Origin of the sequence: Alteribacillus sp. HJP-4 (genome assembly GCF_042139015.1) — a bacterium.
Classification (GTDB): Bacteria; Bacillota; Bacilli; order Bacillales; family Marinococcaceae; genus JBHIKY01.
Genome location: NZ_JBHIKY010000024.1, coordinates 23,090 through 49,319 on the forward strand (window position 1 = coordinate 23,090; position 26,230 = coordinate 49,319).

The following is a 26,230-nucleotide window of genomic DNA, read 5'->3' on the forward strand; positions in this document are numbered from 1 at the left end:
AGGAGAGGATAAAAATGAACGAAATTCAGGCAGCAAAAAAGCTGGAAGGGATATCAGCCATTAACATTACCCCATTTCAGGAGGATGCTTCCATCGATTGGAAAGCACTTGATGCGAATATTGACTTTCTTATTGAAAATGGACTCGAGGTTATCGTTCCTTCCGGTAATACAGGAGAGTTTTATGCACTCACCATCGAAGAATCAATAGAAGAAAACCGCCGCACAGCTGAACGGGTGAACGGGCGTGCCATGATGGTGGCCGGTGTCGGCTATTCAGTTGAAACAGCAGTTGAAATGGGTAGAACCGCTAAAAAAGACGGCTGTGATGCCATCATGATTCATATGCCGATTCATCCATATATGACAGAAGACGGCGTTGTAAACTACTTTCAAAGAATTATGGAAGAGATAGATATGCCAGCTGTGCTTTATTTTAAAAATCCTGCCTTAAGTGATAATGTTCTGAAACGACTGACTCATATGAAGCAGCTGGCAGGAGTCAAATACGCGGTCAATGATCTTCCCCGCTTTGCGAAAATTGTTCAAGAAACCCCGGCAACGCACGGAGTAACCTGGGTATGCGGCACAGCGGAAAAATGGGCGCCGTTTTTCTGGAATGCCGGTGCGAAAGGGTTTACCTCCGGCCTTGTAAATCTGCATCCCCGTTTATCATTTGAAATGCTGGAAGCGCTTCAAACGAGCGATTGGGATTCAGTTTGGAACATCTGGTATCAAGTCGTTCCATTTGAAGACCTGCGCGCGAAAAATAATAACGGAAACAATGTAGTCGTCATTAAAGAAGCCATGGAAGCTTTAGGTTTTCCTGCAGGAAAAACGAGGGAGCCGGTCGCACCTCTAGATGAAGCAGACCACAATGCTGTACTCGAGCTGCTGGAAAAATGGGGGCTGACGAAAGAACAATTCAGCGCAGTCCGCTGAGCATTACCTATACAAACACTAGTAAAAGGAGAGAATACGATGAAAATAACTGATGTAGTTTTGACAGTAGTAGGCGTCCCAAGGCATACAGGTTTTGTCAATAAACATATTATTGTCAAGCTTTTGACTGATGAAGGCGTGACAGGGATAGGAGAAATGTCTGACTTTTCCCACCTTCCCCGCTATGCCCCGGATGTTCAGGACTTAACCCGAGTTTTGAAGCAGATTGTTGTCGGCAAAAATCCGTTCGATTTTGAGCTTATCAATAAAGAACTTCTCGATAATTTTCCAGAAGCGATGTATTACTACGAGAAAGGCAGCTTTATCCGCAACGGCATCGATAACGCACTTCATGACCTCTGTGCAAAATACCTTGGAGTGTCAGTTTCAGAATTACTTGGGGGAAGACAGCAGGACAAAATAAAAGTCTGTTACCCGATTTTCAGGCACCGTTTTATGGATGAAGTCAAGGAAAATGTCAAGGTAGTGCGCGAACGATTTCAGCAGGGCTTTGATGAATTCCGCCTTTATGCCGGGAAAAACATCGATGCAGATGAGGCTTTTCTTGCAGAAATAGAAAAGGAATTCGGCTCTAAGGTGACCATAAAATCCCTTGATTTCAGCCATCTTCTTGACTGGAAAAGCTCGGCAAGAGCGGTGAAACGATTGTCAAAGTACAATTTTACCTTAGTAGAAAGCCCGGCATATAAAAATGATTTTGACGGACTCCGTCATTTCCGTTTTAAAGTGGAGCATCCTGTTAGTGAACACGTCTGGAGCTTCAGACAGCAATACGAGATGATCAAGAATGACTCTGTTGATATATTTAACATTTCACCTGTTTTTATCGGCGGACTGACAAGCGCCAGAAAAGCTGCAGCAGCTGCTGCAATAGCTGAAAAAAGCTGCCTTCTTGGTACAACACAGGAGCTTTCTATCGGAACTGCCGCTATGGCGCACCTCGGCTGTGCGATGTCAAACCTTGATTACACCTCGGATCCGACTGGGCCAGAATTATATGTTAATGATGTCGTAAAAGAAAAAGTAACCTATGAAAACGGCTATCTCATTCCACCATCCCGAGATATTGCAGGGCTCGGTATAGAGCTTGATGAAGAAAAAATGAAGCAGTATCAGCTGGATGATCTGAGCTGGAGCGAAGTAAGTGTACATCAGCTTCAAGACCGGACTTCACAGACACGTTAATAAAAATAATTTTATGAAAAATAAAATTCTGAATTGACTAATAAAATTAATTGTCTTACAATTATAATTATTAACAATAAAACAAATAAAGCACCTTTTTGAAAGGAGTGAAAGGCAGCGGCCCATTTTTCACGCGGATGTACTCACAGTACAGGGCTTTCACGAATTCATGACTTTACTAAAGAGGTGACATGCCATGGCGGCAGACAAAAGAAGAACTTTTCCCGAAGGAATCTTAGGATTTCCGGTAGCGCCATTTCAAGAAAATGGCGAGATTAACCAGAAGGCTCTGCAGCAAAACATTCAATATCTTGTAGATGAAAAACTAAGTGCTATTTTCATAGCCTGCGGATCAGGTGAGTTTCAATCGTTAAGTGATGATGAGTACCGGGGCATGGTAGAAACAGCTGTGGAAACTACTAAAGGAAATGTGCCGGTATATACAGGGGTCGGCGGCAACATCAGACATGCTGTGAAGCAGGCGGAGTGGTCAGCTGATCTAGGGGCAGACGGGTATCTGATACTTCCTCCATACCTTATTAATGGCGAACAGGAAGGGCTGTATCAATATTATGAAACTATTATTCAAAGCACGGACCTGAATGCCATCGTATATCAGCGGGATAACGCCATTTCAAATTTGAAAACGGTTAAAAAGCTGGCGGAGCATCCGCAGGTCGTCGGCCTGAAAGATGGCTTTGGCAATATGGAACTAAACGTTGAGTTAACTCAGCACCTTGGTGAGAGATTCACGTGGATGAACGGGATGCCGTTTGCGGAGATTACAATGCCTGCTTATTACTCATTAGGTTTCCAAACGTATTCTTCCGCTATTTCAAACTATATTCCGCATATTTCCCGTCAATATTTTGAAGCTTTGAAACAAGGAGATAAACATACGCTGCGAAATCTTTATACCGACATTCTGCTGCCAATTAATAACATCCGCAAGCAGAAAAAGGGATATGCAGTTTCGTTGATTAAAGCGGGGATGGAAATTGCCGGTCTGCCGGCTGGCCTGTCCACAAGAGCACCAGTCGTACCAGTAGAAAAAGAGCATTATAAGCAGCTCGAGGAAGTATTGAAGAAGGCAGAAATAAACTATCCTGCCAGACAGCCTCAAAAATAGGAGGGAAAGCATGGGAACTGCAACTCAGCAAAAGACATATCTGAATTACATCAACGGCGAATGGAAGTCATCCAGTTCAAATAAAGATCAGGCAAGTACGAACCCGGCAAATCCAGAGGAGGAAGTAGGTTATTATCAGCTTTCTTCTAAAGAGGATGTGAACAACGCTGTCCTCGCAGCAGCTGCTGCCAAAAAGCAATGGAGCAAAACGGCAGCACCGGAGCGCGGAGCACTGCTTCACAAAGCTGCCGATATCTTAGAGAACAATGTAGATGATATCGCTGAAACGATGACCAGAGAAATGGGGAAAACGCTTCCTGAAGCAAAAGGCGAAACGATGCGCGGAGTGGCGATACTTCGTTATTATGCGGGAGAAGGCATGAGAAAAACAGGAGATGTTATCCCTTCCACTGATAAAGATGCTCTCATGTTTACCAAGCGGGCTTCCCTTGGAGTCGTCGGTGTCATTACTCCATGGAACTTTCCAGCAGCTATTCCAGTCTGGAAGATCGCTCCTGCACTTGTATATGGAAATACGGTTGTATTTAAGCCGGCTCAGGACGCTGCGATCACGGCTGCAAAAATTGTAGAATGCCTTGCTGAAGCAGGTCTTCCGAAAGGAGTTCTTAATTTTGTAACCGGTTCCGGTTCTGTTGTCGGACAAGGTATTACCGATCATCCGCAGGTAGACGGTATTACCTTTACAGGCTCTGAGGAAATCGGAAGAGGTATCGGGCAGAGCGCTCTTGCCCGTGGCGCCAAATACCAGCTGGAAATGGGCGGGAAAAATCCTGTAATCGTCGCAGATGATGCCGATCTTGACCTTGCAGTAAGCGCTACGATCAGCGGCGGTCTGAAATCGACAGGTCAGAAATGTACTGCTACGAGCCGAGTTATTATCCAAGAAGGAATCTATGAAACCTTTAAAGAGAAACTGCTTGCCGAAGTGAAGAAGATTACAGTTGGTGATGGATTAAAGCAGGACAGCTGGATGGGACCATGTGCAAACAAAAGCCAATTCCAAACCGTTGCTGACTATATCAAAAAAGGGAAGAAGGAAGGCGCCGAACTTATATACGGCGGCAAAGTCCTTGAGGATGAAAAAGGTTATTTCGTAACTCCGGCAGTATTTGACAATGTTACTTCTGAGATGACAATTGCGCAGGAAGAGATATTCGGACCGGTACTTGCCCTTATGAAGGTTAGTTCTTTAGATGAAGCTCTTGAAGTAGCAAATGATGTGCCGTTCGGATTAAGTGCTTCCATTTTCACAACCAATATCCAGCGTTCCCTGCAGTTTATAGACGAAATGGATGCAGGTCTCGTCCGAATCAATGCCGAAAGTGCCGGGGTTGAATTGCAGGCTCCGTTTGGGGGGATGAAGCGTTCAAGCTCACATTCAAGAGAACAAGGTGAAGCGGCCATTGAGTTTTTTACTTCTATTAAAACTGTATTCATGAAATAAACCTGGCAGCCCATGAGAAGGAAGCGCTGCAGTCTCTCCTTACTGAGATTTGCGCTTCCAGCTCATTTTTTACAATGAAAGGTAAGCGGTTTCAAATGATGAGAGAGACACATGCCAAGCGGAAAGGAGCAAGATAAAATGGCGACCACGTTAAAGGTCAAAGATTTGGCAGCAACCATTGCATTATTGATCGTTTCTGTAGTGATGTATTCTGCCACCTTTACTTTCGGCCGGTTAACTGTTTCGCAGATCGGTCCGGATTTCGCACCGAGAATTGTTGCGATTGCCATGTTTGTATTAAGTGCAGTACTTCTATTTCAAACATTATTAGACTGGAAAAAAGCGAAGAAGTTAATGTCTGGGCCAAGTGTGCCTGAGCATGAAAAAACGAAGGAAGAAAAAATAGCGGAAGAAATGCTGCTGGAGGGAACAAAAGTTGAATCATCCGAAACACGTGCCCAACGTGCTTCCAGATACCGCAATGTCCTAATTACTACCGGGTTAATTGCACTGTATATCGCAGTTATGCCCATTATCGGGTTTTTAATTTCTACCATTGTTTATTTATTCGTGCAGTTTTGTCTGCTTGCCCAACGAAAATATTGGAACATTCCAATATTTGCAATATTGGCAATTTTAACTTCTGTAGTTATTTATTACACATTCCGTTTAGGGTTCGAACTCAGACTTCCTTCCGGAATAGCAGGATAAGGAGGGAAGAATATGATTGCTGATTTATTAACTGGCTTTTCAACGATGTTTGCTCCGTACAATATGATGCTGATTATCATAGGCGTGGCAATGGGATTAATTTTCGGGTCTATTCCCGGATTGACAGCCACCATGGCCGTCGCCATTTGTCTGCCTATTACCTTTACAATGGATCCTGGCTCTGGCATGGCGCTGTTGATGGGTCTTTATATCGGCGGTGTATCAGGAGGAATGATCCCTGCAATACTATTGAAACTTCCAGGCACCCCGTCTTCCATATCAACAACATTTGATGGCTATCCGATGGCACAGAACGGGGAAGCAGGCAAGGCATTCGGGTTGTCCATCGTATTTTCATTTATGGGCGGTATCCTAAGTATTGCTGCTTTGATATTAATTTCTCCACCACTTGCGGACTTTGCCCTTCGATTCGGTCCGATTGAATATTTTGCCATTACGATGTTTGCATTAACCTTAATATCCAGTTTGTCTGAGGGATCTGTTGTAAAGGGTATGCTGAGCGGACTATTGGGGTTAAGCCTTGCCATGGTTGGTTCTGCACCGATTGATGCTTTTCCGAGATTTACATTCGGTATGGACCAGATGGATGCAGGCTTTAACCTGCTGCCGGCGCTTATTGGATTATTCGCGATAGGAGAAATATTAAAAATTTCCGAGAAAAAAATAAATCCATTAAGTACGCAGAAGCTTACGTACAAAATTAAAGGGATCGGATTTTCCTTATCAGTGCTCTTTAAACAGGGGTGGAACTTTCTCCGCTCCAGCGTTATTGGCGTAGCTGTAGGAATTCTGCCGGGCATCGGCGGAGGGACTGCTAATATTATTGCTTACGCAACAGCGAAAAACCAGTCCAAGCATCCCGAACAATTCGGAAAAGGAACGACCGATGGAGTAGTGGCATCTGAATCTTCTAACAACGCAGCAGTCGGAGGGGCACTTGTACCACTGATGGCATTGGGTATTCCAGGAGATACAGTGACTGCGATGCTTCTCGGGGGATTAATTATCCACGGGCTTCAGCCGGGACCCTTGTTTTTTACTCAAAACACAGATATTGTTTACGGAATATTTGCAGCTCTGATTATTGCAAACATCGCAATGGTAATATTTCTTTTTCTTGGCATGAAGTACTTTGTCAAAATTTTAAGTGTTCCCAAGCATATGCTGCTTCCAATTATCGTCGTGCTGTGTGCTGTCGGAGCGTTTGCAGAAAACAATCGTTTGTTCGATATCAGCGCACTGTTATTTTTCGGTATCATGGGCTATCTGCTGATTAAGTTCAAGTTTCCTATTGCACCGGTTATTCTTGGGTTTATTCTCGGTCCGATCGCGGAGACAAATCTGCGGCGGGGCCTGCAATTGACAGGAGAAAACTTTCTACCATTTTTGACAGAGCCGATTGCGATGATTTTCTGGGTGATTGCAATTACCTCAGTCGGATTTAAAGTATGGAAAAACTTTAAAACAAAAAGAGCTTTAGGAGGAGTTTAAATGAATTGGTTTAAAATGAAGACGTTAGGATTGGCAATGATTGTTTCTATGTTGGGAGTTCTTGCTGCCTGTGGAGAATCAGAGGATTCAGGCACAGATAGCTCAGATGCAGGAGCAGAGTCAGGTGATGGCGGTGATGGATATCCGGAGGAGTCGATTGAAGTAGTTGTTCCTGCAGGAGCCGGCGGTGATACGGACCGTAATACAAGAACTCTGGCGAAGTATTTAGAGGATGAATTAGGAGTTTCTCTGGTCATTCAAAACGTGGAAGGCTCAGGGGGAAGCACCGGATCCAAGGAAATACTCGATTCTGATCCGGACGGCTACAGAGTACTGGCTTATCACGACGGTGCCATGCTGAATAACATTCTAGGACTAGCTGATTATACATTCTCAGATTTTGAAGTAGCCGGTATTAGTGTGCTCGACCAGGGGAACTCTCTGCTTGTCAGCGCTGATTCTGAGTATGATTCTCTTGAAGATCTTGTGGCTGCAGCAAAAGAGACACCTGGTGAAGTTTCTGTAGCGACTGAAACGGGGTCCTTTACTCACCTGCAGCTGCTTGCCCTGCAGGAAGAAGAAGATGTTGAATTTAATATTGTTGATGCCGGCGGTGCTTCGGATAAAATTACTGCTCTGCTGGGCGGCCAGGTAGATGTTGTACCAACTCAAATTGGCCTCGTTAAAGAATATATTGATTCCGGCGAAATGAAGAGCCTTGGTGTAATGTCAGAAGAAAGACTTGACCAGTTTGAGGATGTCCAGACCTTTACCGAACAAGGATCAGATGTAGTGTTTGATAAGATTTTCTTCTGGGCATTCCCTCCTGAAACTCCAGAGGATGTTGTAAACACATTCGCGGATGCGATGGAGGAAGTTGTGACAAATAATGAAGAATATCAGGAAGAAGCAGAGGGACATGTCGTAGCCCCTACCTTCATGGGACCAGAGGAAGCTGAGGAATTTATGCAGGAAACTCAGGATTCTTATCAAGAGCTTTATGATTCCAGTGAACAATAAGTAATTAGTTAACTCAGGAAAAATGGGCAGGGTGCCGATATGGCACCTTGTCTTTCATTATTTTAAAAAGGAGACCAACGAATGAAAGTTTATGCTGAATCATTAAAAAACTTTGTGGCAGATATTTTACAGAAAGTGGACATATCAGAAGAGAACAGCCGTATCGTAGCAGACAGCCTGGTATCTGCGAACTTGCGCGGTGTAGATTCGCACGGGGTAACTCGTGTACCAATCTATGTAGAAAGGTTAAAATCCGGAGCGGTGAATCCTGATCCGAACGTAACCGTCCTTCAGGAAAGTGATGCTACGCTTCTATTGGACGGCGATGATGGGATGGGGCAGATCGTCGGTGCAAAAGCGATTGAGAAAGGCATTGAAAAAGCAAAAAAACACGGAGCGGTTTATGCAGGGGTGACAAGGTCAAGTCATTTCGGTACCGGCGCCTATTTTATTCAAAAAGTGCTTGAGCAGGACATGATTGCCTTTGCTATGTCCAATGCTCCTTCTACGATGGCGCCGTGGGGAGGAATTACTCCTTATTTTGGCACGAATCCATACGCTTATGGAATCCCTGCAGAGAAAAACAGTCCAATTATTTTCGACATGGCGACGAGCGTCGTAGCGAGAGGAAAAATTATTTCAGCCGAGCAGCGCGGTGAAGACATTCCGGAAGGCTGGGCGATTGATAAAGAGGGACGCCCGACGACAAATTCCGGTGAAGCTCTTGCAGGAACCGTTCTGCCATTTGGAGGACCAAAAGGGTATGCAATGGCAGCGATGATTGATATTATGAGCGGTGTACTGACAGGAGCCGGCTTCGGTCCTCATATCAACAATATATACGGCGACTATGATAAGCCTCAGAATGTAGGCCATTTCTTCCAGATCATTGATATTCGTTCGTTTATGGAAAGGGATCAATTCAAGCAGCGGGTCGATCAAATGATAAACGAAATTAAAAATTCCGCTAAAGCACAGGACGTCGAAGAAATCTTTCTCCCAGGTGAAATTGAATTCCAAAATGAAAAAGAAAGAACAGAAAACGGCATCGAGCTCGGCAGTGAAGTGTATGAATCCTTGAAGGAAACCGCGGCCTCCTGCGGCATCTCCATCGAAGACTATCTTAGATAACATTTAAACGCGGCAAAGAAGGTTTAAACAATGGCTATGGTAAAGAGAAGCTTTATTTTGTTAATGTGTTTAAGCTACTTTATAGATTCCTTTATCCACGTACCGGTGATTCGAGATGGACTTACGATTATCGTAGTGTGCACGTTTTTAATGACCATCGCTGCGACAGACTTAAAAACAAAGCTGATGGGCGGAATATTGTTTTCCACCGGGCTCGTGATTGATTTATTTGTAAATGACAAGGCGCTCCTGACAGCATCAGAAGGGATGCTGCAGAATCTTCCCCTGCTTGTCTTAATGACATTGGCGCCGTTATTATCGATTCCGCTCATAAACAGCACGTATATGGATGATATTCAAACCTACTTAAAGCAGATTGTACATCTTCCGGCGAGGCTTTTTATCGGACTCACAGCTTTTTTAACTATTATTGCACCTATTTTAAGTGTCGGTTCCGTCCGGGTTCTTCACGATATATTGAGACATAACACGTTCGATCCCTCTTTTTTAGCGAGGGCGTATTTTGTAGGATTTTCTACTGCGATGGGGTGGTCTCCGTATTTTGGTTCTGTAGCCTTAACCCTGCTTTATTTAGATCTTTCCTTCAGTGAGTATGTACTTTTTGGACTGATGCTGATGGTTTTACAGCTTGTAACTGGAAATGCTGTCTTCTTTTTATTTCAAAAGAAGAATATTACGATTGAAGAAAAGCCGCTGCGGACAGAGAAGCCGGTAAATATAGTGCCTGTCCTTTTGAAAATAGTGGCAATGCTCTGTGCAATGATTGGAACACTCGTGTGGCTTGAGTCGGTGACAAATCTGCCGATGCTGCTGCTTGTCGGGCTGACATGTGTGATCATTCCGTTGTTATGGGCTGTATTATTGAGGCAGTGGGAAAGGTTTCGCGAGGATTTCCTAAAATTTTTTCATATGATCGAATACGGTGTCAACACAGAAATTGTTTTGTTTTTAAGCGCTGGTTTATTCGGTGCAGCTCTGGCAGACTCACCGTTTTCCACAGTGATCCGCCGGATGCTGGAAGCAATGTCTTCGATATCCTTTCTTCTCGTGGCTGTAATAATTATCGTGTTCGTTATTATGCTTGCCTTTATCGGAGTTCATCAAATTATCACAATACCTATTCTTGCCATGCAGATCAGCCCGGAGATGCTTGGGACGGATGCGGTAACACTTGCTGTTGTCTTCTTGCTTGCCTGGTTTTTATCTGCGATTATCAGCCCGTTTAATGCGATTACGATCTTTATTGCCAATGCGGTTCACCGAAGTACTCTGACAGTCGGACTGCGATGGAACGGGCTGTATATTGTCGGAATGTTTCTAATCGGCATGATTTACGTGCTTTTGCTTCATCACCTTTCGTTATCCTCTTAGCAAGAATATCTAGCTGCATCTGTGGATTTTCATGAGGAAAAGATGCCTTTAAAACGTGAAAAAGACCCACCCACCAGCATTGTATGGTTGGGTCTTTAAGTATGAATTTATAGTTTTGTATAATACACCGTCATCGGTTTATTTGTTACATTTAGCTTCTCGGCGGCCGCAAACTTCTTCATAAGCATCGACAACTCGCTTAAGCGCTGTCTGCTTGGTATTTTCGGGAAGATTGTTTTGAGCAAGAATCGTTTCTGAAATCTCCAGGAAACTCGTATGTGGGTTTCCGGATGTTTTTAACAGTTCTACATACGGTTTTTCTTCGTTCACGAAAATGTCCCCCCTTTTCGTCACGTTAACTACTATTCCGGTTTCTGAAATACTCATTGAATACCTATGGTATCATGTAATAATATTGTAATAAATCGTCGAATAGTCGTAATTTTTGTAACATAACTGTATCCGTGCCATTTTTTACTCACTACTGTTGCCCCTTTATAGAGTACATACTTATTGAAAATTGTAATATTTTTGGATAAAGTGCGTGAATATAGTTGTGTCTTTTCTTACAATTGACCTGTTTATTGGTTAACCGCATATCATCTCTGCCATGGGGGTATGAATTAAGTAGGGAGGAGGATACAACATGATTGGAGATCGAATTGTGCGGTATCGGATGGAAAAAGATATTTCAGCAGCAGAGCTTGCGAAAAAAGCCGGCATCCCTGAAACATATATGCGTGATGTTGAACAGAACATTTATAAATTTCCATCAGTACAATACATAGAGAAAATTTCCTCAGTGCTAAATATTCCTTTGCATTACCTGATTGAGCCATCCCAGGGCGAGGATGATGGAGCCGATCTGGATGAAGAATGGAGGGAAGTTGTTGAAGAAGCAATGGACTCTGGTATCTCAAAGGATCGGTTTAAAGAGTTTTTGAAATCGAAGAATAAGAATACAAAACATACTCTTTATTAATAACGCGTGTGGTTGGTTTTCTGCATAAACATGAATGATGTATTGACCAGTGATGAAACACTTAATTCAGATAAATGAAAACGGAGCAGAGGAACTGGATTCCTGCTGCTCCGTTTTCGTATACCCAATGCAAAGCGCGGAAATGAATGTCTTCTAAGAGCGGTCAAGTCATAGAAACCATTTTAACTCGTGAGATTCATTCACATTCCTATTTGATTGCTGAAAAACACTCTATTAAAGGGAAGACGGATAATTTCCGAGAGGTTACAAAGAATATGGATGTTTTAAGTAGTCTGTAAAAAGGTAAGAAAAGTATTGTAACTTACTTGACGAACATCAATAATTATTTTATATTAGATTACATAAAGTAACCTAATATATAAAAAGTGACCAGGTGAGAAAAGTAGTATTCTTATCAGGAAGAAAAGGAGCACCTCACATGGCTGGCTTTTTTCAAAAATTATTTGGCGGAAGGGGAAATGATAATATGGCAAACGTGAAAGTAACAATTTTGTATTACAGTTCAACAGGCACAAACTATCAGATGGCGCAGTGGGCAGCAGAAGGCGTGAAGACAGCTGGAGGGGAACCAAAGATTGTCCGCGCTCCAGAACTTGCACCAGAAGAAGCAATCGCTCAAAATCCTGCATGGAAAAAGCACTACGATGAAACAAAGGATATCGTACCTGAAGTTACAATGGATGATCTTGATGAAGCAGATGCAATCTTATTCAGCATCCCGACACGTTTTGGAAACGTGCCTGCGCAGATTAAGCAGGTGATGGACCAGGCCGGCGGTCTTTGGGCGCAGGGCAAGCTTATGAATAAAGTCGTAAGTGCGATGTCTTCTGCGCAAAACCCTCATGGAGGACAGGAGCAGACCATTACGAATCTATACACCTCAGCATTCCATTGGGGATGTATTGTCGCAGCACCCGGCTACTCTGATCCAGTTACTTTCGGTGCAGGCGGTAACCCGTACGGCACAAGTGTTACGGTGGACCAGGACGGTAATATGAAGGAAGATGTAGAAGCGGCTGTGAAGCATCAAGCAAAGCGTACAGCAGAAATTGCAGGCTGGGTAAAGCAGGGCCAGCAACAATAATAAATAATTGAGAAGAGGCTGGAAGACAACGGTCTCTAAAGTGTAAAAAGCGCTTCCGATTATCAAACATGATAGTCGGGAGCGTTTCGTTTAATAGGAACCGGCAGAATCTTCGGACGATCTGCATACGGACAGGAGGTAGGTGATACGCGCCCCCTTTTGCATGGTAAAAATGCAGTCGACAAGTCCTTCGCTTTCCGTGGGCAGCGCTTCAGCTAACCGGGCGAAACCCGCGCCCGGCGGATCTTCAGCCGCTGCTCTTCCCACTGGAGTCTTCGGACTTGTCCCCTGCTATCTTCTATTTAAGATACTACTTATTCTATAAAAAGTGGCTTTTGCTACAGCCCCTTAAACATATTTCTTAACAAGTGAAGTTAATTCGTGGTCTTCCTTAAGACTGGAATATTTGCAGAACGCCTCAGCGGCACTATGCTTATGAATATATTCCTGCAGCTCTGCAGCTTCCTCGTCAGAAGCAGATCGAAATTGAAGGAGAGCTGCGATCGTTTCTGCCAGCGCTTCTGGTACACGGCCGCGCTCCAATAATTCCAGAGAAGGCTTGACGAGACGATCTTTTGGGCCGAGCTTGCGAATCGGTCCACGCCCCACTCTTGTGACCGGGTCAGCTAAATAAGGGTTCTGAAATCTGCTGTTAATTTTGTGGTGGTAGGTTTCCATTTCAGAAGAGGAGAAACCGTACTTCTCTTGAAGAAGCAGGCCGGTTTCCTGCAGAGTCTGAACATATTTCTTCTGAACAGCCGTGTGTTCAAACGCTTCCTTTGTTGTTGCACATCCATGCACAAAGCCATGATAAGCCAGAGCTGCATGTCCGGTGTTTACGGTAAAAAGCTTACGTTCAATAAATGGCTCCAGCTCTTCAACAAACGTAATATCTTTTATCGCAGGTGCCGTTCCGATCCAATTTTTTGTTTCCACTACCCATTCGAAAAAAGGTTCTACAGTCACGTCAAGCCCACTTCCAGCAGCCTGGTCGGGTACAATCCGGTCTACTGCTGCATTGGCAAATCCAGCAATTTCGTCTAACGAAATGAAATCGGCGCTGCTCAAATGTTTACTTACATGCTGCTTTAAGGCATCTGTGCCTCCGACCATATTTTCACACGCTATAATGTGTACTGGCTTGGTTTTTCCACTATTAATGCGGTGGAGTAGGCCTTTAGCAATAGCTGGAGCAATATGAGGAAGTACGGCGGGACCGACTGCTGTCGTAATAAGATCTGCTTCCTCTATCAGCTGCAGCAGCTTCTCTTCCTCCAGTATGCTGTGGATGGCTTTCACTCCATTCACACTCATGGATTGTCCATTCTCATCTGCTAGACGGACATGGTAGCTCCGGTGGTGTTTCAGCTCATCTATCAAGGGTTCATTTACGTCAGCGAACCAAAGGCGGTAACCAGCTTTGTTTAAGATCTGCCCAACGAAGCCTCTGCCGATGTTGCCTGCTCCTATTTGCAGTGCGAGCATCTTAATTGACCTCGCTGAATTGGTCTAACAGTTCCTCGGCGCTTCCAGCGTCAATCATTTTTTGAATGTTTTCTTCCTCGGAGCAAACGATGGCGATTTTTGAAAGTATTTCAAGGTGCTCGTCTCCTTTTCCAGCAATGCCGATAAGAATTTTTACAATTCTACCGTCTCCAAAATCTACTCCATCAGGGACCTGAATAATTGAAATGCCGGATTCCTGGATAAGAGCCTTAGAATCCTCAGTTCCGTGAGGTATCGCCACAAAATTTCCCATATAGGTCGAGGTGATTTTTTCCCTCTCCAGCATGGAATCAATGTAGCTGGAATCTACATAGCCCTGCTCTACTAGAATATTTCCTGTTTTTTTAATTGCTTCTTCTTTTGTTGCAATAGTCTCTTTTAGCTTCACGTTCTCTTTCTGCAGTACTTCTTTACTCATGTTTCTCCACTCCTTAAGTTGAGGAAATTTTATTTTTCAGCCATTGATGAAAGGCTGATGCCATATGCCGCCGGATACTCTCCTGTCCGGCATATGTGAAATGTTTGATGGAATAGTCATTTTCAATCAATTGACTGCTGACAGCACTTAAAATTTCATAAAGCTCCTGTACTTCTTTCTCCGGAGCAAGCAGCACAAGGAGTCTTGAAACTTCTATCTGGGAGCCATCCATTGCTTGCAGCGACTGTGGTTCAGGTAGTTCCCATAAGGTAAATGAAGGCTGTCTGACATATGGGCTTCGTGTATGAAACAAGGCAAGATGGGATCCTGGTATGCCAACACCAGATGACTCATGTCTGTCCCACATCTTTTCGGCTACAGCCGACCCATCCTGCAGCTTTCCGTTTTTCTCGAGCTGCAGGCATGCCTGCTTTAATCCGCTTCTCACCTGTGAGGTCTCCTGAATATTGCCGAGTCTCAAATGCTTTAATAACTCGTTGATAAAACGGGAATACCGTTCTATTTTAGTTATTTGATGAAACGGATCCGCCGGCGGCCTGCTGTGCTGTTTCTCCGTGTAAGTCTGCTGCTGTTTTGTCTTATTAATTCTTTCAATATAGGATCGAATGTTTTCAATATCATCTTCACTTAGAAATGGATTGACGACGATATGAGGCTCATTCCCGGAAAGGGGGAGGGTAGAGATAATAAGGTCAAACCCTTTTGACCGTTCTTCCTCAATTTCCATCATCGAGATATTTTTCAGCTCGGCCAATTCTGGAATTTCCCGTTCTATCCGGGTCAGCAGCATTTTCGATGACCCGATACCACTTGAGCAGACGACGAGTGCTTTTATAGTCTGCTGCTGGCGGGAACGTTCTAGTGCAGCCCCAAAGTGAAGAGCAAGGAATCCAATTTCTGCTTCTGGAATCATGATTTCACCAAATGCTTTTCCCGCTGCCTTCTCCACAATTTTGAACAAATCGGGATAATCCCGTTTAATTTCCTGAAGGAGCGGGTTGTGAATTTTCATGTTTTCCTGGAGCCGGTACAAGGTCGGTTCGAGATGGGAAACGAGTCCTTCATATAGGGATCCTTCTCCTGTTAAAAAAACACCTGTTTCTTCCTGTATATACCTCATTAGCTTCTTTGCATAAACCGCAGCGGGCAGATTATTGGTATCAAGGATAAATTCTTGATCCTGCCTGAGCTTTGCCCCGCGTAAATGCATTGTAATATAACCGGTTTCCGCCTTAGGGATTATAATTTGAAACACCTGTTCAAGACGCGACGTTATTTTCCCGGCGAGGGTAAATTCCTTTGTCATTTCCAGGGAATTTAGAAACTCAGGGTTCATGTCAATATTCTGTCCCTGTTCTATTCGTTCGACAGCAAGCGTCAGATGAACCACAAGACCGATGTAGGCACTGTCAGCAAATGAGTACGGAAGCTCTTCGCTTAGGAGGGATAGTGCCTCTTCAACGGCTGACCATTTATCCTCTTCCACCATACCGAGCAGACGATTCGAAATTTCCCCTTTTTCCTGGTCCCGCTTATCGTCAATATTCTTGCGAATCATAGAGAAAAAATCTTCTTCTCTGAAATTTTCTGCAATAACACTGCTCATTGCCCTCCGCTTGGCAGTCTCGCTTCCTTCGAGTTGAACACCGGAACCGCGTCTCCTGGTTAATGTCAATTCAAAAAATGACAGCCAATCCTCGAGCCGGTCCAGATCATGACTAATTGTCGCAGCTGTAACCTTCAAATCGATTGCAAGTGCGGTCAGCTTAATTGGTTCCTTCGATTCAAGCAGGGTGCATATTTCGAGAATTCGTCTTTCTTCCGCCGTATACTCGGCCGGAGACTGCTGCAGAAGCTGGAGTGACAATTCCTTCATATTCTCTTTTGTTCCGGTTAAAGAAACGCCTTTGCCTGTGCTTTTTTTTATTGCCAGACCGCGTGAGGTCAAAAAAGAGTCCAGCGCTTTTAAATCCCGGTGAATCGTGCGCGTGCTCACTTCTAAGTCTCTTGCCATAACAGAGACCGGCACCTCTTCATCCTTTTTCAGAAGAAATTGCAGAAGTGCCCGTTCCCTCGCAGTAATATAGTCCATTATTATCCCTCCTCTAAGGGATGTGACCTATTGCTGTTTCTTTAAGTTTTCCACTATTTCATCGTATTTACTGCTTCCGAGGAAGTTATCCACGGAGACATGTTCTGCGTCCGGCCGCTTTGCTTCGGCCCTTTCTGTCAAATCCTGATGAGTGATGATAAGATCTGCATCCTCAGGTATTTGATTGATCGACGTATTTGTTACGGCAATATCAAGTCCAGCTTTATTAATTTTATTTCTCATTACAGAAGCACCCATCGCACTTGAGCCCATTCCTGCATCGCAGGCAAACACAATTTTATTAATTTCTTTCTGTACATCTGTGTCGGAATCCTTTGTTGCAGTATCAGCTGATAAGCTGGAAGCAACTGAACTTTCCTTCCCTTTCATATCCTGCATTTTTGCCGTGGCACTGCTTAAGTCTTCACTTTCCCCTTTGTTGGCACTGAATTTTAGAATTAATGAAGCGATAGCAAAAGAAACAAGTGCGGCGATAATTACCCCTCCGAACACTCCTATATAATCAGTGCGCGGGGAGAGCAGTCCGATGGAGATAATGCTTCCAGGCGAAGGCACTCCGTTCAATCCTACACCGAAAAGGGAGAAGGTGAAAACGCCGCTCATGCCTCCGGCGATAACTGCTAATAATAGCGCCGGTTTCATGAGAATGTACGGGAAATAAATTTCATGAATCCCTCCGAAGAAGTGAATTATAACGGCCCCGGGAGCAGAGCTTCTTGAAATTCCTCGTCCAAAAATACAATAAGCCAGCAATACCCCTAAGCCAGGACCAGGGTTTGATTCTAATAGGAAGAGAATCGATTTTCCATTTGCAGCCAGCTGGTCTGCGCCAATCGGGGTCAGAATTCCATGGTTAATAGCATTGTTAAGAAACAGCACTTTCGCAGGTTCAATAAAAATACTGGCAAGCGGCAGCAGTCCGGCACTGATAATGACGTCCACCCCTGCAGCAAGTACTGCTGTAATGCCAGAGACGAACGGCCCAATTCCGAGAAGGCCGATTAAAGCTAAACCACCGCCGAGAATACCCGCCGAAAAGTTATTTACGAGCATTTCAAAGCCCTGACGAATTTTTCCTTCAACTGCCCTGTCAAACTGTTTAATCAGATAGCCACCGAGAGGTCCCATAATCATCGCACCGATAAACATGGTGACATCAGCACCGACGATAACCCCGATGGTAGCGATGGCACCAACGACGCCTCCGCGGGTGTCATGAATAATCTTACCACCAGTATAGCCGATCAAGAGCGGGAGTAGATACGTAATCATCGGATCGACAAGCTCAGCAAGTCGTTCGTTCGGTATCCACCCGTCCGGTATAAATAACGCAGTAATTAGTCCCCAGGCAATAAATGCTCCGATATTCGGCATAATCATACCGCTTAAAAAACTTCCAAAGCTTTGAACTCTGGCGCGGATACTGCTTTTTTTCTTTTGTTCTTCACTCATTTGTTTTTCCTCCTTAGAGTTATTTGCTGTTTGACATTCTGGATTTTGAAACCATTATTAAAAAAATAAAAATGTTTTATCATGATGAGAGCTTATAATTTAATAATAAGGGGCTCTCTGCAACACCTCAATAAAAGGAAAACAGGGATTCGTCACATTGAATGTTGACAATATTTAATAAGAGAAGTGAATACAGAAGAAGGCGGGTTATCGATAAATATTCGAACTTTGTCGAATAAACAGAGCAGACTTTTGTTAAAACTGTTTCTGTGTATAAAAATAAGGTATAATGATTTCTTAGAAATAAATTTAACTCGACAATGGAGGAAATACATTCATGCTTGTTGCAATAGTTGCCTTATTGTTTGTTTCTTTCTTTTTATCCGGAAGTGAAACTGCACTGACGGCTGTGAATAAAATGAAAGTACGATCAGCCGCGGAAAATGGGGACAAACCATCGAAGAAACTGTTGAAAATGGTTTCCAAGCCGGACGAGCTTATTACCGCTATTCTAATAGGAAACAATATTTCCAATATTGCTCTGCCGACGATCGTGACCATTGTAGCTATTGATTACGGTGTGAATGTAGGGCTGGCAACAGCCGTTTTGACTCTGACGATTATCATTTTTGCTGAGGTGCTGCCAAAATCAGTGGCTGCCACCTTCGCCGAAAAAATTGCATACATAGTTGCTCCGGTCATCCGCTTGGTCATGTTCATTTTTAAACCGCTTACGTATTTACTAAATATTTTTACAGGAGTGGTTATTCGGGTGATTTCTAAAGGGGAGAAGGTACAAGCTTCTTTTTCTAAAGAAGAATTAAAAACTATGGTCGACATTGCGACGCATGAAGGTACCTTTGATGATGAGGAAACGCAGCGAATTAAAGGCGTTATTGATTTCTACAGCAAGGATGTGCGCGACGCATTGAAAACCCCGCGTATCGAAATTGTCGGCATTCCAGAGGAAAGTACACTCGATGAAGCGCGCGAGATCATTTTAAACAACAACCATACACGTTACCCGGTTTACCGAGAAGACATGGACCACATCGTCGGCGTATTCCATTCTAAGCTGCTGCTGCAATGGGCGAACGAACCGGGAACCACTCTCGACGATTTTACCGACAATAATCCTTTATTTATAGTTGAAACGACGTCCATCGAGAAGGTATTTAAAATGATGCTCAAGGAAAAGAAGCACCTTGCCATCGTTATGGATGAATATGGCGGTACCAACGGCATTATCAGCCATGAAGATATCATCGAAGCAATGATCGGGCAGGAGATTGCAGATGAAACCGATGAAGATGAAGACGTGCTGATCCGCGAGCTCACATCAGATCATATTATCTGCAACGGGAAGCTTGGAATTCGAAGACTAAATGATGTGTTCCGGACAAAAATCCCGGAAGAAGAGGATATTGTGGCAGGATTTCTATATAAGGAAATCGGCCATATCCCGGAAGAAGGGGAAACGCTCGAGCATAACTATTTATTTTTTGAAGTACTGGAAATGGATGATAATCGTATCGTGGAGGCAAAAATCACGAAGCTTCCTGATGAAGAGGAAGAGGATTAATATCATTTCAGGAGGCACCTGCTGTTGAGACAGAGGTGCTTTTTTTGTGGAGAAAATCAGTATGAGATTCCGTTAATTGCTCGAATCAACCTGTTTTGTTGCCTTTGCCGGACATGAGTTCCGTTATCGGTAGAATTGAAAGCCATATTACCATCCATTCAAACGGATTGCGTACCTGAAGTCTGCAAGCCTATCGAATAGAGGGGATTTTGATAGAATAACGAATCTCCTGTCTAGTGATTACTGTATTAAGCTTGAAAACAGCCTTCGTAAAGTAGGAAACTGGAAATGATAACTGGTTCATACAATAATAAATAAATATATTCAAAAATAAAACCAAATTTGTTAAGATAGATTTAAGGGAAAAACAACACAAGGATACAGGAGGTTTTTATGGTTAATCATTTATGGAACGTTGAAAACGCTGACAAAATGGAACAGGGCCTGAATGAACTTGTATATCGCTCAAACCTGCTTGGATCAGATCGTGCAGTGGCCAACTTTGGCGGCGGAAATACGTCTATGAAAACAATAGAAAAGGATTTTCGCGGCCGCGATGTAGAAGTAATGTGGGTGAAAGGAAGCGGCTCTGATCTTGCCACGATGGGGGCAGAGCATTTTACTGGTCTTCGTATGGAAGACATCCGGCCGCTTCTCGAATATGACGAGATGAGCGATGAAGATATGGTAGAATACTTGTCTCATTGCATGATAGACAGTAAGCATCCACGCTCTTCTATCGAAACGCTTCTGCATGCTTTCCTACCTTATCCTCATGTCGACCATACTCACCCAGATGCGATCATAAGCATCTGCTGTGCAGACAATGGACGTGAAATTGCAGAGGAGATTTTCGGAGATAGTTTCGTCTGGGTCCCTTATGTCCGGCCTGGTTTTTCATTATCTAAGATGATTGCAGAAGGGGTGAAAAACAACCCGAAAGCCGAGCTGGTACTGATGGAAAAACATGGTCTTGTCACATGGGGGAAGACATCAAAGGAAACTTATGACCAGACGATAGCAGTTATTCAGGAAGCGGAAACATACGTCAACAAAAAAATCAAGCAGGCAGACACGTTCGGGGGACAGGCTTATAAACCTCTGGCAGAAAAACAAAGAAAAGAAGTGCTTGCTGAAATCATGCCGTTTATCCGCGGGCAGGTCAGCGGGGATAAAAAAATGCTGCTTACTTATTCTGATGATACTCCTGTGCAGGAGTTCGTGAACAGTAAGGATGCCCCGGATCTTGCCAGAGTCGGCGCTGCCTGCCCGGACCACCTCGTCCACACCAAGCGGGTCCCACTGTATGTTGACTGGAATCCCCAATCAGAATCTATTGAACAATTAAAAGAAAAAGTAAAAGCTGGAGTCCATCAATTTAAAAAAGAATATAAGAATTATTTTCAACGAAATAAAAATGAAGGCGATATCATGTTTGAGTCAGCACCAAGGGTTATTTTGATTCCCGGACTCGGCATGGTCAATACGGGCAAAAACTTAAAAATGGCAGAGGTCAGCGGCGATTTGTATCACCGTGCAATTGAAGTAATGAAAGGAAGTACCGCTCTTGGAAGCTTTGTCTCTCTTGATGAAAATGAATCGTACAATATCGAATATTGGCCGCTGGAGCTGTATAAGCTTTCGCTTGCTCCACCAGAAACAGAGCTCTCCCGTCACATTGCTTTTATTACAGGAGGTGCCGGCGGGATCGGCAGTGCGGTAGCTGAAGATTTTCTAAAAAGAGGGGCACACGTTGTTCTTGCTGATTTGAACGAGGAAGGTGCTCGTGAAAAAGCAAAAGAATTAAACGAAGTCTATGGGGCAGGAAGAGTCACAGCCGTAAAGATGGATGTCACCAGTGAAGAGCAGGTTCAGGAGGCATACCAAAGCACTGCTCTCGCGTATGGCGGGGTCGATATCGTAGTAAATAACGCGGGTCTCGCTACTTCAAGTCCATTTGATGAAACGACTCTTGAGGAATGGAATTTGAATATGAACGTGCTTGGTACCGGCTACTTCCTCGTCGCAAGGGAGGCTTTTAAGCAAATGAAGGTGCAGGAAACAGGCGGAAGTATGATTTTTGTCGGATCGAAAAACTCGGTATATGCTGGAAAAAATGCCAGCGCGTACAGCTCTGTTAAAGCGATGGAAACGCACCTTGCCCGCTGTATCGCGGCAGAAGGTGGAGAGCATGGTATTCGTGTAAACTCCGTACTTCCAGATGCCGTGCTGCAGGGATCGAAAATATGGTCTTCTTCATGGAAGGAAGAAAGAGCTGCAGCTTACGGAATACACCCGGATCAATTAGAAGAACATTATCGGAAGAGAACGACACTGCGTGTGAATATATACCCTAAGGATATTGCAGAAGCCATCAGCTTTTTTGCTTCTGCCCGCTCTGAAAAAACCACTGGCTGCATGATTACAGTAGACGGCGGGGTACCCGCTGCCTTTACAAGATAATTTATAAACGGAGGCGACGCGCATGAAAAACAGTTCAATTGGGGAAACGCACTGGTTCATTCCGGATGGCTTTATCCCGCCGCTCAGCAGTGGAAGTCAGCCAAGTCACGAATCGATCTGTGTCCTCAACAGCGGGGATGAGCCAGCGAACCTGACGATCACGATTTTTTTCGAAGACCGGGAGCCGCTGGAAAATATTCCTTATACCTTACCTGGCAGACGAACGAAGCATATCAGAACGAGCCTGCTTGAGGTGAATGGAGATAAAATCCCCGAAGCCGTTCCATATGCCATTGAGGTAGAAAGTGATACTCCGGTAATTGTTCAGTACAGCCGGCTCGATTCGACTCAGCCGGAACTTGCGTTAATGAGTACGATGGCGTTTCCTGTCAGCCGTTGAAAAAATCAGAAAGGCAGTGAGCACATGAGCGACAAATTTTATGCTTTGTTTGAAGAACAGCAGAAGCAGCGCGGTATTGATCTTGAAGCGGTAAAAACTAAGCTGAAAAACCTGAAAGTTGAGACACCGTCCTGGGGGTTTGGAGACTCCGGCACCCGCTTTAAAGTGTTTCAGCAGGAAGGGGTGCCGCGCGATCCGTTCGAAAAATTTGAAGATGCAGCACAGGTTCATAAATATACGGGGTCAAGTCCTTCTGTGGCCATTCATATCCCGTGGGACAAGGTCACCGATTACAATGAACTAAAAAACCATGCAGCTTCGCTAGGCCTTAAGATTGGAGCTGTCAACCCTAATCTTTTTCAGGATGATGATTATAAGTTTGGAAGCATCACAAACAGCAGGAAAGCAGTCCGGGAAAAAGCCGCTGACCATCTGCGTGAATGTGTCGACATCGCCAGACAGACAAATTCCAAGCTGATCAGTCTCTGGTTTGCCGATGGAACGAACTACCCTGGCCAAGCAGATTTTCGGCAGAGGAAAAACTGGATGCAGGATAATCTCCAGTCTCTTTATAATGAGCTGGATGAGGATATGCGTATGTTAATTGAATATAAATTTTTCGAGCCGGCTTTTTATCATACCGATCTGGCGGACTGGGGCATGGCGTATAACGCTGCAGTGAAGCTTGGGCCGAAAGCGGAAGTACTTGTCGATACCGGACATCATCCGCAGGGCACCAATATTGAACACCTAGTCGCGTATTTAATCGATGAAAAGAAGCTCGGCGGCTTTCACTTTAACAGCCGTAAATACGCAGATGATGACCTCATTGTCGCGGCACATAACCCTTACGAAATCTTTCTCATTCTGCAGGAAATTGTCGCAGCGGAAGAAGACAGTGATGAAACAGTCCGGGCCAATGCATCAAATATCGCTTACATGCTGGATCAATGCCATAATCTTGAGCCGAAAATTCCGGCCATGATCCGGTCGATTGAGAACGTGCAGTCACTCTATGCAAAAGCCTGTCTCGTCAATCAGGAGGAATTGAATCGTGCAAGGCAGCAGCAGGATGTCCTTGCTGCAGAGCAGGCAGTACGGGATGCATATGAAAGTGATGTTACACCGCTGCTGCAGGCGGTCCGTGAGGAAATTGGAGCTGCTGTCCATCCACTAAAAGCCTATCAAGAAAGCGGCTACGGTGAAAAAATACTTTCCCGTGGCAAGGGCGGTGCCAGCTGGTGAGTGTGTTAGCGTTTGATATCGGGGCTGGGTCCGGACGTGCCCTGCTTGCCGATATAAAAAACGGTCAATTAACATACGAGGAGGTCCACCGTTTCAGCAATGACCCTGTTCAGATTGGGAAGCGGTTACATTGGGATATTTATCGGATCTATTTAGAAATAAAGCTCGGACTCGCTGCGGCTGTGAAAAAAAGTGCTGACCCTATCGAAGGACTGGCGATTGACACGTGGGCCGTCGATTTTGGCCTGATTGGAGAGGACGGAGAGCTTCTCAGAGCCCCGTATCATTACCGGGATCACCATACAGACGGGGTGATGGATGTATGCCATCAGAAAACGATAAGCAGAGCGGCTATTTTTGAAAGAACAGGGATTCAATTTCTGCCATTTAATACAATTTATCAGCTGCATGCAATGAAAATCGCAGATTCTTCTGTGCTAAAAGAGGCAGAGTCCCTGCTAATGATTCCTGATCTACTGCGCTATTTTCTTACCGGAGTGAAAAAAAGTGAATTTACCAATGCTTCAACAACTCAATTGTATAATCCGATAAAAAAGCAGTGGGACCGTGAATTATTGAGTGCAATAAATGTCCCTGTGGAGCTGTTTCAAGAAACGGTACTGCCTGGAACAATTGTTGGTGAGTTAAACAGTGATGTATGTGAAGAACTGAGTGTAGAGCCGATTCCGGTCATTGCAGCGGGGGAACATGATACAGCCTCCGCGGTGGCAGGCATTCCAGCGCTTGATCAGGATTTCGTCTATTTAAGCTGCGGCACGTGGTCACTTATGGGAACAGAAGTGAGTGAAGAGCCGATAATCAATGAACAGACCCTTCGCTGGAATTTTACAAACGAAGGTGGAGTCAGCAATACGTACCGGCTTCTCAAAAATATTATGGGGCTGTGGATTCTGGAGGAATGCAGACGGATTTGGGAGCAGGAGGAACCAGTCCAATACGATTCTCTTCTTAAGGAAGCGGATAAGGTCCCTGCTTTTCAAAGCTTTATTGATCCGGATAACCTGCAATTTTTAAACCCTCTTCATATGCCCAGGCAGATTCAGCTATATTGCGAGGAATCAGGTCAGCATGTACCGCAGTCGAAGGGAGAGATCGTCCGCTGTATTATGGAGGGCCTGGCCCTTAAATACCGGTACGTATTTGACCGTACAGGAGAACTGACAAGTAAGCCGTATTACGGACTTCATATGGTGGGAGGCGGCACTAAAAACACTATGCTCTGTCAGTTTACGGCAAATGCTCTCGGTAAGCCTGTCTGGGCAGGACCGGTGGAGGCAAGCGCGATTGGCAATATAATGGTGCAGATGATGGCACTTGGAAAAGTAAAAAACCTCGAAGAAGCGCGGTTGATTACATTAAAAAGTACGGATATGACGTATTATTTTCCGGAAAACTACCGGGAATGGCAGGAGGCATATGATCGATTTTGTGATAAGATGGGGTTAAACAATGCAGCGGATTAGACGAAAGTAGGGAAGAAATGTGTTAGTGGCAGAACGATATGAGCAGATTCTTGCACTGATTGATGAAAAAGGAAGCGTCCGGGTCACGGAATTGAGCAGAAAATTCAGGGTGACCGAAGAGACGATACGCCGCGATCTTGATCAGCTCGAAAAGCAGAACAAAATCAAGCGCAGCCACGGAGGCGCCGTTTCCGTAAAACAGGGCAAAGCCGAGACGCCATATTTCGAGCGGGAAATTACAAATGTTGAAGAAAAAAGGAAAATCGCCAGAAAAGCCCTGCAATTTATTAATGAAAATGACCGGATTATTTTAGATGCCAGCTCTACAGCGTGGTATATGGCTAAAGAGCTGCCGGATATACCGCTGATAGTGCTGACGAATTCCATTAAAGTATCGGTGGAATTAAGCGGGAAACAGAATATTAAAGTGATATCGACCGGAGGCATTCTTTCACCACGTTCACTCTCGTTTGTCGGTCCGCTTGCCGAGCAGTCCCTTGACTCTTACCATGTAGATAAAGTGTTTTTATCGTGTCAGGGGGTTCATACAAAAAAGGGCTTGAGTGATTCTAACGAAATGCAGGCCCATCTAAAGCAAAAAATCATCCACGCCTCTGATGAAGTATATTTGCTTGCCGATCACACAAAGCTAGGAGTACAATCATTTTCCCGCATTGCCGGCTGGGATCAAATTGATGTATTTATTACGGACAAAATCTCCGAAGATTATCAAACTCCTATAAAAGAGCAGGACGTTGATCTGCATATTTTGGATGAAAATATATAAAATGTAATGGCTGTTAGGAGACTTCTCCTGACAGCCATTTTTCATGGTTCATTCGACTTGTTTGTTTTATGAATGAAATTCATAAGTTCATTTCACGATCACAGCTACGAATAGACAGCCTAGCTGTGATCGGAAAGGAGATCCGTTATTCCATCAAAATTATCT

General features: G+C 44.3%; 22 protein-coding genes. 17 read left to right on the forward strand and 5 right to left on the reverse strand.

Features of this window, described 5'->3' with window-relative positions; genetic code table 11:
- The first annotated feature begins 14 nt into the window (after positions 1-14).
- The 9 genes from ACE4RR_RS17395 to ACE4RR_RS17435 all read left to right on the forward strand — a co-directional run bounded on the left by ACE4RR_RS17395 (position 15) and on the right by ACE4RR_RS17435 (position 10,507).
- Positions 15-941, forward strand: a complete 927-nt coding sequence (locus ACE4RR_RS17395; protein WP_375536714.1) for a dihydrodipicolinate synthase family protein — start codon at positions 15-17, stop codon at positions 939-941.
- A gap of 39 nt (positions 942-980) precedes the next feature.
- A complete protein-coding gene (locus tag ACE4RR_RS17400; RefSeq protein ID WP_375536715.1) occupies positions 981-2,147 on the forward strand; it encodes a mandelate racemase/muconate lactonizing enzyme family protein in 1,167 nt (388 codons plus the stop codon).
- A gap of 196 nt (positions 2,148-2,343) precedes the next feature.
- Positions 2,344-3,276: a 5-dehydro-4-deoxyglucarate dehydratase gene (gene kdgD / locus ACE4RR_RS17405; protein ID WP_375536716.1), complete on the forward strand. Its 933-nt coding sequence runs from the start codon at positions 2,344-2,346 to the stop codon at positions 3,274-3,276.
- 10 nt (positions 3,277-3,286) lie between these two features.
- Positions 3,287-4,741: an alpha-ketoglutaric semialdehyde dehydrogenase GucD gene (gene gucD / locus ACE4RR_RS17410; RefSeq protein ID WP_375536717.1), complete on the forward strand. Its 1,455-nt coding sequence runs from the start codon at positions 3,287-3,289 to the stop codon at positions 4,739-4,741.
- A 138-nt stretch (positions 4,742-4,879) separates the two neighbouring features.
- Positions 4,880-5,452 carry a tripartite tricarboxylate transporter TctB family protein gene (locus tag ACE4RR_RS17415; RefSeq protein WP_375536718.1) on the forward strand — a complete coding sequence of 191 codons (573 nt, stop codon included), beginning with the start codon at positions 4,880-4,882 and terminating at the stop codon, positions 5,450-5,452.
- A gap of 12 nt (positions 5,453-5,464) precedes the next feature.
- Positions 5,465-6,964, forward strand: coding sequence for a tripartite tricarboxylate transporter permease (locus ACE4RR_RS17420; RefSeq protein ID WP_375536719.1), 1,500 nt, complete (start codon positions 5,465-5,467; stop codon positions 6,962-6,964).
- Positions 6,965-7,984 (forward strand): tripartite tricarboxylate transporter substrate binding protein, encoded by a 1,020-nt coding sequence (locus ACE4RR_RS17425; RefSeq protein WP_375536720.1) that lies wholly within the window; start codon positions 6,965-6,967, stop codon positions 7,982-7,984.
- 81 nt (positions 7,985-8,065) lie between these two features.
- Positions 8,066-9,115 (forward strand): Ldh family oxidoreductase, encoded by a 1,050-nt coding sequence (locus ACE4RR_RS17430; protein WP_375536721.1) that lies wholly within the window; start codon positions 8,066-8,068, stop codon positions 9,113-9,115.
- Between the two features lie 30 nt (positions 9,116-9,145).
- Positions 9,146-10,507: a hypothetical protein gene (locus ACE4RR_RS17435; RefSeq protein ID WP_375536722.1), complete on the forward strand. Its 1,362-nt coding sequence runs from the start codon at positions 9,146-9,148 to the stop codon at positions 10,505-10,507.
- Between the two features lie 138 nt (positions 10,508-10,645).
- On the opposite strand, the gene ACE4RR_RS17440 is transcribed toward ACE4RR_RS17435, so the two are convergent.
- A complete protein-coding gene (locus ACE4RR_RS17440; RefSeq protein WP_375536723.1) occupies positions 10,646-10,837 on the reverse strand; it encodes a hypothetical protein in 192 nt (63 codons plus the stop codon).
- Between the two features lie 316 nt (positions 10,838-11,153).
- Here ACE4RR_RS17440 and ACE4RR_RS17445 point away from each other — a divergent pair, with 316 nt between their 5' ends.
- Together ACE4RR_RS17445 and wrbA are read left to right on the forward strand one after the other, a co-directional pair.
- The gene (locus ACE4RR_RS17445; RefSeq protein WP_375536724.1) at positions 11,154-11,489 is read left to right on the forward strand and encodes a helix-turn-helix domain-containing protein; all 336 of its coding nucleotides are present in this window, start codon (positions 11,154-11,156) and stop codon (positions 11,487-11,489) included.
- A 487-nt stretch (positions 11,490-11,976) separates the two neighbouring features.
- The gene (wrbA, locus tag ACE4RR_RS17450) at positions 11,977-12,594 is read left to right on the forward strand and encodes an NAD(P)H:quinone oxidoreductase (protein ID WP_375536748.1); all 618 of its coding nucleotides are present in this window, start codon (positions 11,977-11,979) and stop codon (positions 12,592-12,594) included.
- 348 nt (positions 12,595-12,942) lie between these two features.
- Here the strand turns inward: wrbA and ACE4RR_RS17455 are convergent, their stop codons facing one another.
- The 4 genes from ACE4RR_RS17455 to ACE4RR_RS17470 are packed head-to-tail and all read right to left on the reverse strand — an operon-like array spanning position 12,943 to position 18,104.
- The gene (locus ACE4RR_RS17455) at positions 12,943-14,079 is read right to left on the reverse strand and encodes a mannitol-1-phosphate 5-dehydrogenase (RefSeq protein ID WP_375536725.1); all 1,137 of its coding nucleotides are present in this window, start codon (positions 14,077-14,079) and stop codon (positions 12,943-12,945) included.
- 1 nt (position 14,080) lies between these two features.
- On the reverse strand, positions 14,081-14,518 hold the full coding sequence (locus ACE4RR_RS17460) for a PTS mannitol transporter subunit IIA (protein ID WP_375536726.1): 438 nt from the start codon (positions 14,516-14,518) through the stop codon (positions 14,081-14,083).
- A 13-nt stretch (positions 14,519-14,531) separates the two neighbouring features.
- Positions 14,532-16,631: a BglG family transcription antiterminator gene (locus tag ACE4RR_RS17465; protein ID WP_375536727.1), complete on the reverse strand. Its 2,100-nt coding sequence runs from the start codon at positions 16,629-16,631 to the stop codon at positions 14,532-14,534.
- A gap of 27 nt (positions 16,632-16,658) precedes the next feature.
- Positions 16,659-18,104, reverse strand: coding sequence for a PTS mannitol transporter subunit IIBC (locus ACE4RR_RS17470; RefSeq protein ID WP_375536728.1), 1,446 nt, complete (start codon positions 18,102-18,104; stop codon positions 16,659-16,661).
- A 337-nt stretch (positions 18,105-18,441) separates the two neighbouring features.
- On the opposite strand from ACE4RR_RS17470, the gene ACE4RR_RS17475 reads away from it, so the two are divergent.
- The 6 genes from ACE4RR_RS17475 to ACE4RR_RS17500 all read left to right on the forward strand — a co-directional run bounded on the left by ACE4RR_RS17475 (position 18,442) and on the right by ACE4RR_RS17500 (position 26,065).
- Entirely contained in the window at positions 18,442-19,686 is a 1,245-nt protein-coding gene (locus tag ACE4RR_RS17475) for a hemolysin family protein (RefSeq protein ID WP_375536729.1), read from the forward strand.
- A 393-nt stretch (positions 19,687-20,079) separates the two neighbouring features.
- Positions 20,080-22,149, forward strand: a complete 2,070-nt coding sequence (locus ACE4RR_RS17480) for a bifunctional aldolase/short-chain dehydrogenase (protein WP_375536730.1) — start codon at positions 20,080-20,082, stop codon at positions 22,147-22,149.
- Positions 22,150-22,171: 22 nt separating this feature from the next.
- Positions 22,172-22,549, forward strand: coding sequence for a sensory rhodopsin transducer (locus ACE4RR_RS17485; protein ID WP_375536731.1), 378 nt, complete (start codon positions 22,172-22,174; stop codon positions 22,547-22,549).
- A gap of 24 nt (positions 22,550-22,573) precedes the next feature.
- Positions 22,574-23,794 (forward strand): L-rhamnose isomerase, encoded by a 1,221-nt coding sequence (gene rhaI, locus ACE4RR_RS17490; RefSeq protein ID WP_375536732.1) that lies wholly within the window; start codon positions 22,574-22,576, stop codon positions 23,792-23,794.
- Positions 23,791-25,278: a rhamnulokinase gene (locus tag ACE4RR_RS17495; protein WP_375536733.1), complete on the forward strand. Its 1,488-nt coding sequence runs from the start codon at positions 23,791-23,793 to the stop codon at positions 25,276-25,278. The genes rhaI and ACE4RR_RS17495 overlap by 4 nt, the downstream gene beginning before the upstream one ends.
- A 19-nt stretch (positions 25,279-25,297) precedes the next feature.
- Positions 25,298-26,065, forward strand: coding sequence for a DeoR/GlpR family DNA-binding transcription regulator (locus ACE4RR_RS17500; protein WP_375536734.1), 768 nt, complete (start codon positions 25,298-25,300; stop codon positions 26,063-26,065).
- The last annotated feature ends 165 nt before the right edge of the window (positions 26,066-26,230 follow it).

What these genes read in the sequence shown, in the direction of transcription:
- ACE4RR_RS17395 (WP_375536714.1), top strand. Translation starts at nt 15, where the DNA reads ATGAACGAAATTCAGGCAGCAAAAAAGCTGGAAGGGATATCAGCCATT.
- ACE4RR_RS17400 (WP_375536715.1), top strand. Translation starts at nt 981, where the DNA reads ATGAAAATAACTGATGTAGTTTTGACAGTAGTAGGCGTCCCAAGGCAT.
- kdgD (WP_375536716.1), top strand. Translation starts at nt 2,344, where the DNA reads ATGGCGGCAGACAAAAGAAGAACTTTTCCCGAAGGAATCTTAGGATTT.
- gucD (WP_375536717.1), top strand. Translation starts at nt 3,287, where the DNA reads ATGGGAACTGCAACTCAGCAAAAGACATATCTGAATTACATCAACGGC.
- ACE4RR_RS17415 (WP_375536718.1), top strand. Translation starts at nt 4,880, where the DNA reads ATGGCGACCACGTTAAAGGTCAAAGATTTGGCAGCAACCATTGCATTA.
- ACE4RR_RS17420 (WP_375536719.1), top strand. Translation starts at nt 5,465, where the DNA reads ATGATTGCTGATTTATTAACTGGCTTTTCAACGATGTTTGCTCCGTAC.
- ACE4RR_RS17425 (WP_375536720.1), top strand. Translation starts at nt 6,965, where the DNA reads ATGAATTGGTTTAAAATGAAGACGTTAGGATTGGCAATGATTGTTTCT.
- ACE4RR_RS17430 (WP_375536721.1), top strand. Translation starts at nt 8,066, where the DNA reads ATGAAAGTTTATGCTGAATCATTAAAAAACTTTGTGGCAGATATTTTA.
- ACE4RR_RS17435 (WP_375536722.1), top strand. Translation starts at nt 9,146, where the DNA reads ATGGCTATGGTAAAGAGAAGCTTTATTTTGTTAATGTGTTTAAGCTAC.
- ACE4RR_RS17445 (WP_375536724.1), top strand. Translation starts at nt 11,154, where the DNA reads ATGATTGGAGATCGAATTGTGCGGTATCGGATGGAAAAAGATATTTCA.
- wrbA (WP_375536748.1), top strand. Translation starts at nt 11,977, where the DNA reads ATGGCAAACGTGAAAGTAACAATTTTGTATTACAGTTCAACAGGCACA.
- ACE4RR_RS17455 (WP_375536725.1), bottom strand. Translation starts at nt 14,079, where the DNA reads ATGCTCGCACTGCAAATAGGAGCAGGCAACATCGGCAGAGGCTTCGTT.
- ACE4RR_RS17460 (WP_375536726.1), bottom strand. Translation starts at nt 14,518, where the DNA reads ATGAGTAAAGAAGTACTGCAGAAAGAGAACGTGAAGCTAAAAGAGACT.
- ACE4RR_RS17465 (WP_375536727.1), bottom strand. Translation starts at nt 16,631, where the DNA reads ATGGACTATATTACTGCGAGGGAACGGGCACTTCTGCAATTTCTTCTG.
- ACE4RR_RS17470 (WP_375536728.1), bottom strand. Translation starts at nt 18,104, where the DNA reads ATGAGTGAAGAACAAAAGAAAAAAAGCAGTATCCGCGCCAGAGTTCAA.
- ACE4RR_RS17475 (WP_375536729.1), top strand. Translation starts at nt 18,442, where the DNA reads ATGCTTGTTGCAATAGTTGCCTTATTGTTTGTTTCTTTCTTTTTATCC.
- ACE4RR_RS17480 (WP_375536730.1), top strand. Translation starts at nt 20,080, where the DNA reads ATGGTTAATCATTTATGGAACGTTGAAAACGCTGACAAAATGGAACAG.
- ACE4RR_RS17485 (WP_375536731.1), top strand. Translation starts at nt 22,172, where the DNA reads ATGAAAAACAGTTCAATTGGGGAAACGCACTGGTTCATTCCGGATGGC.
- rhaI (WP_375536732.1), top strand. Translation starts at nt 22,574, where the DNA reads ATGAGCGACAAATTTTATGCTTTGTTTGAAGAACAGCAGAAGCAGCGC.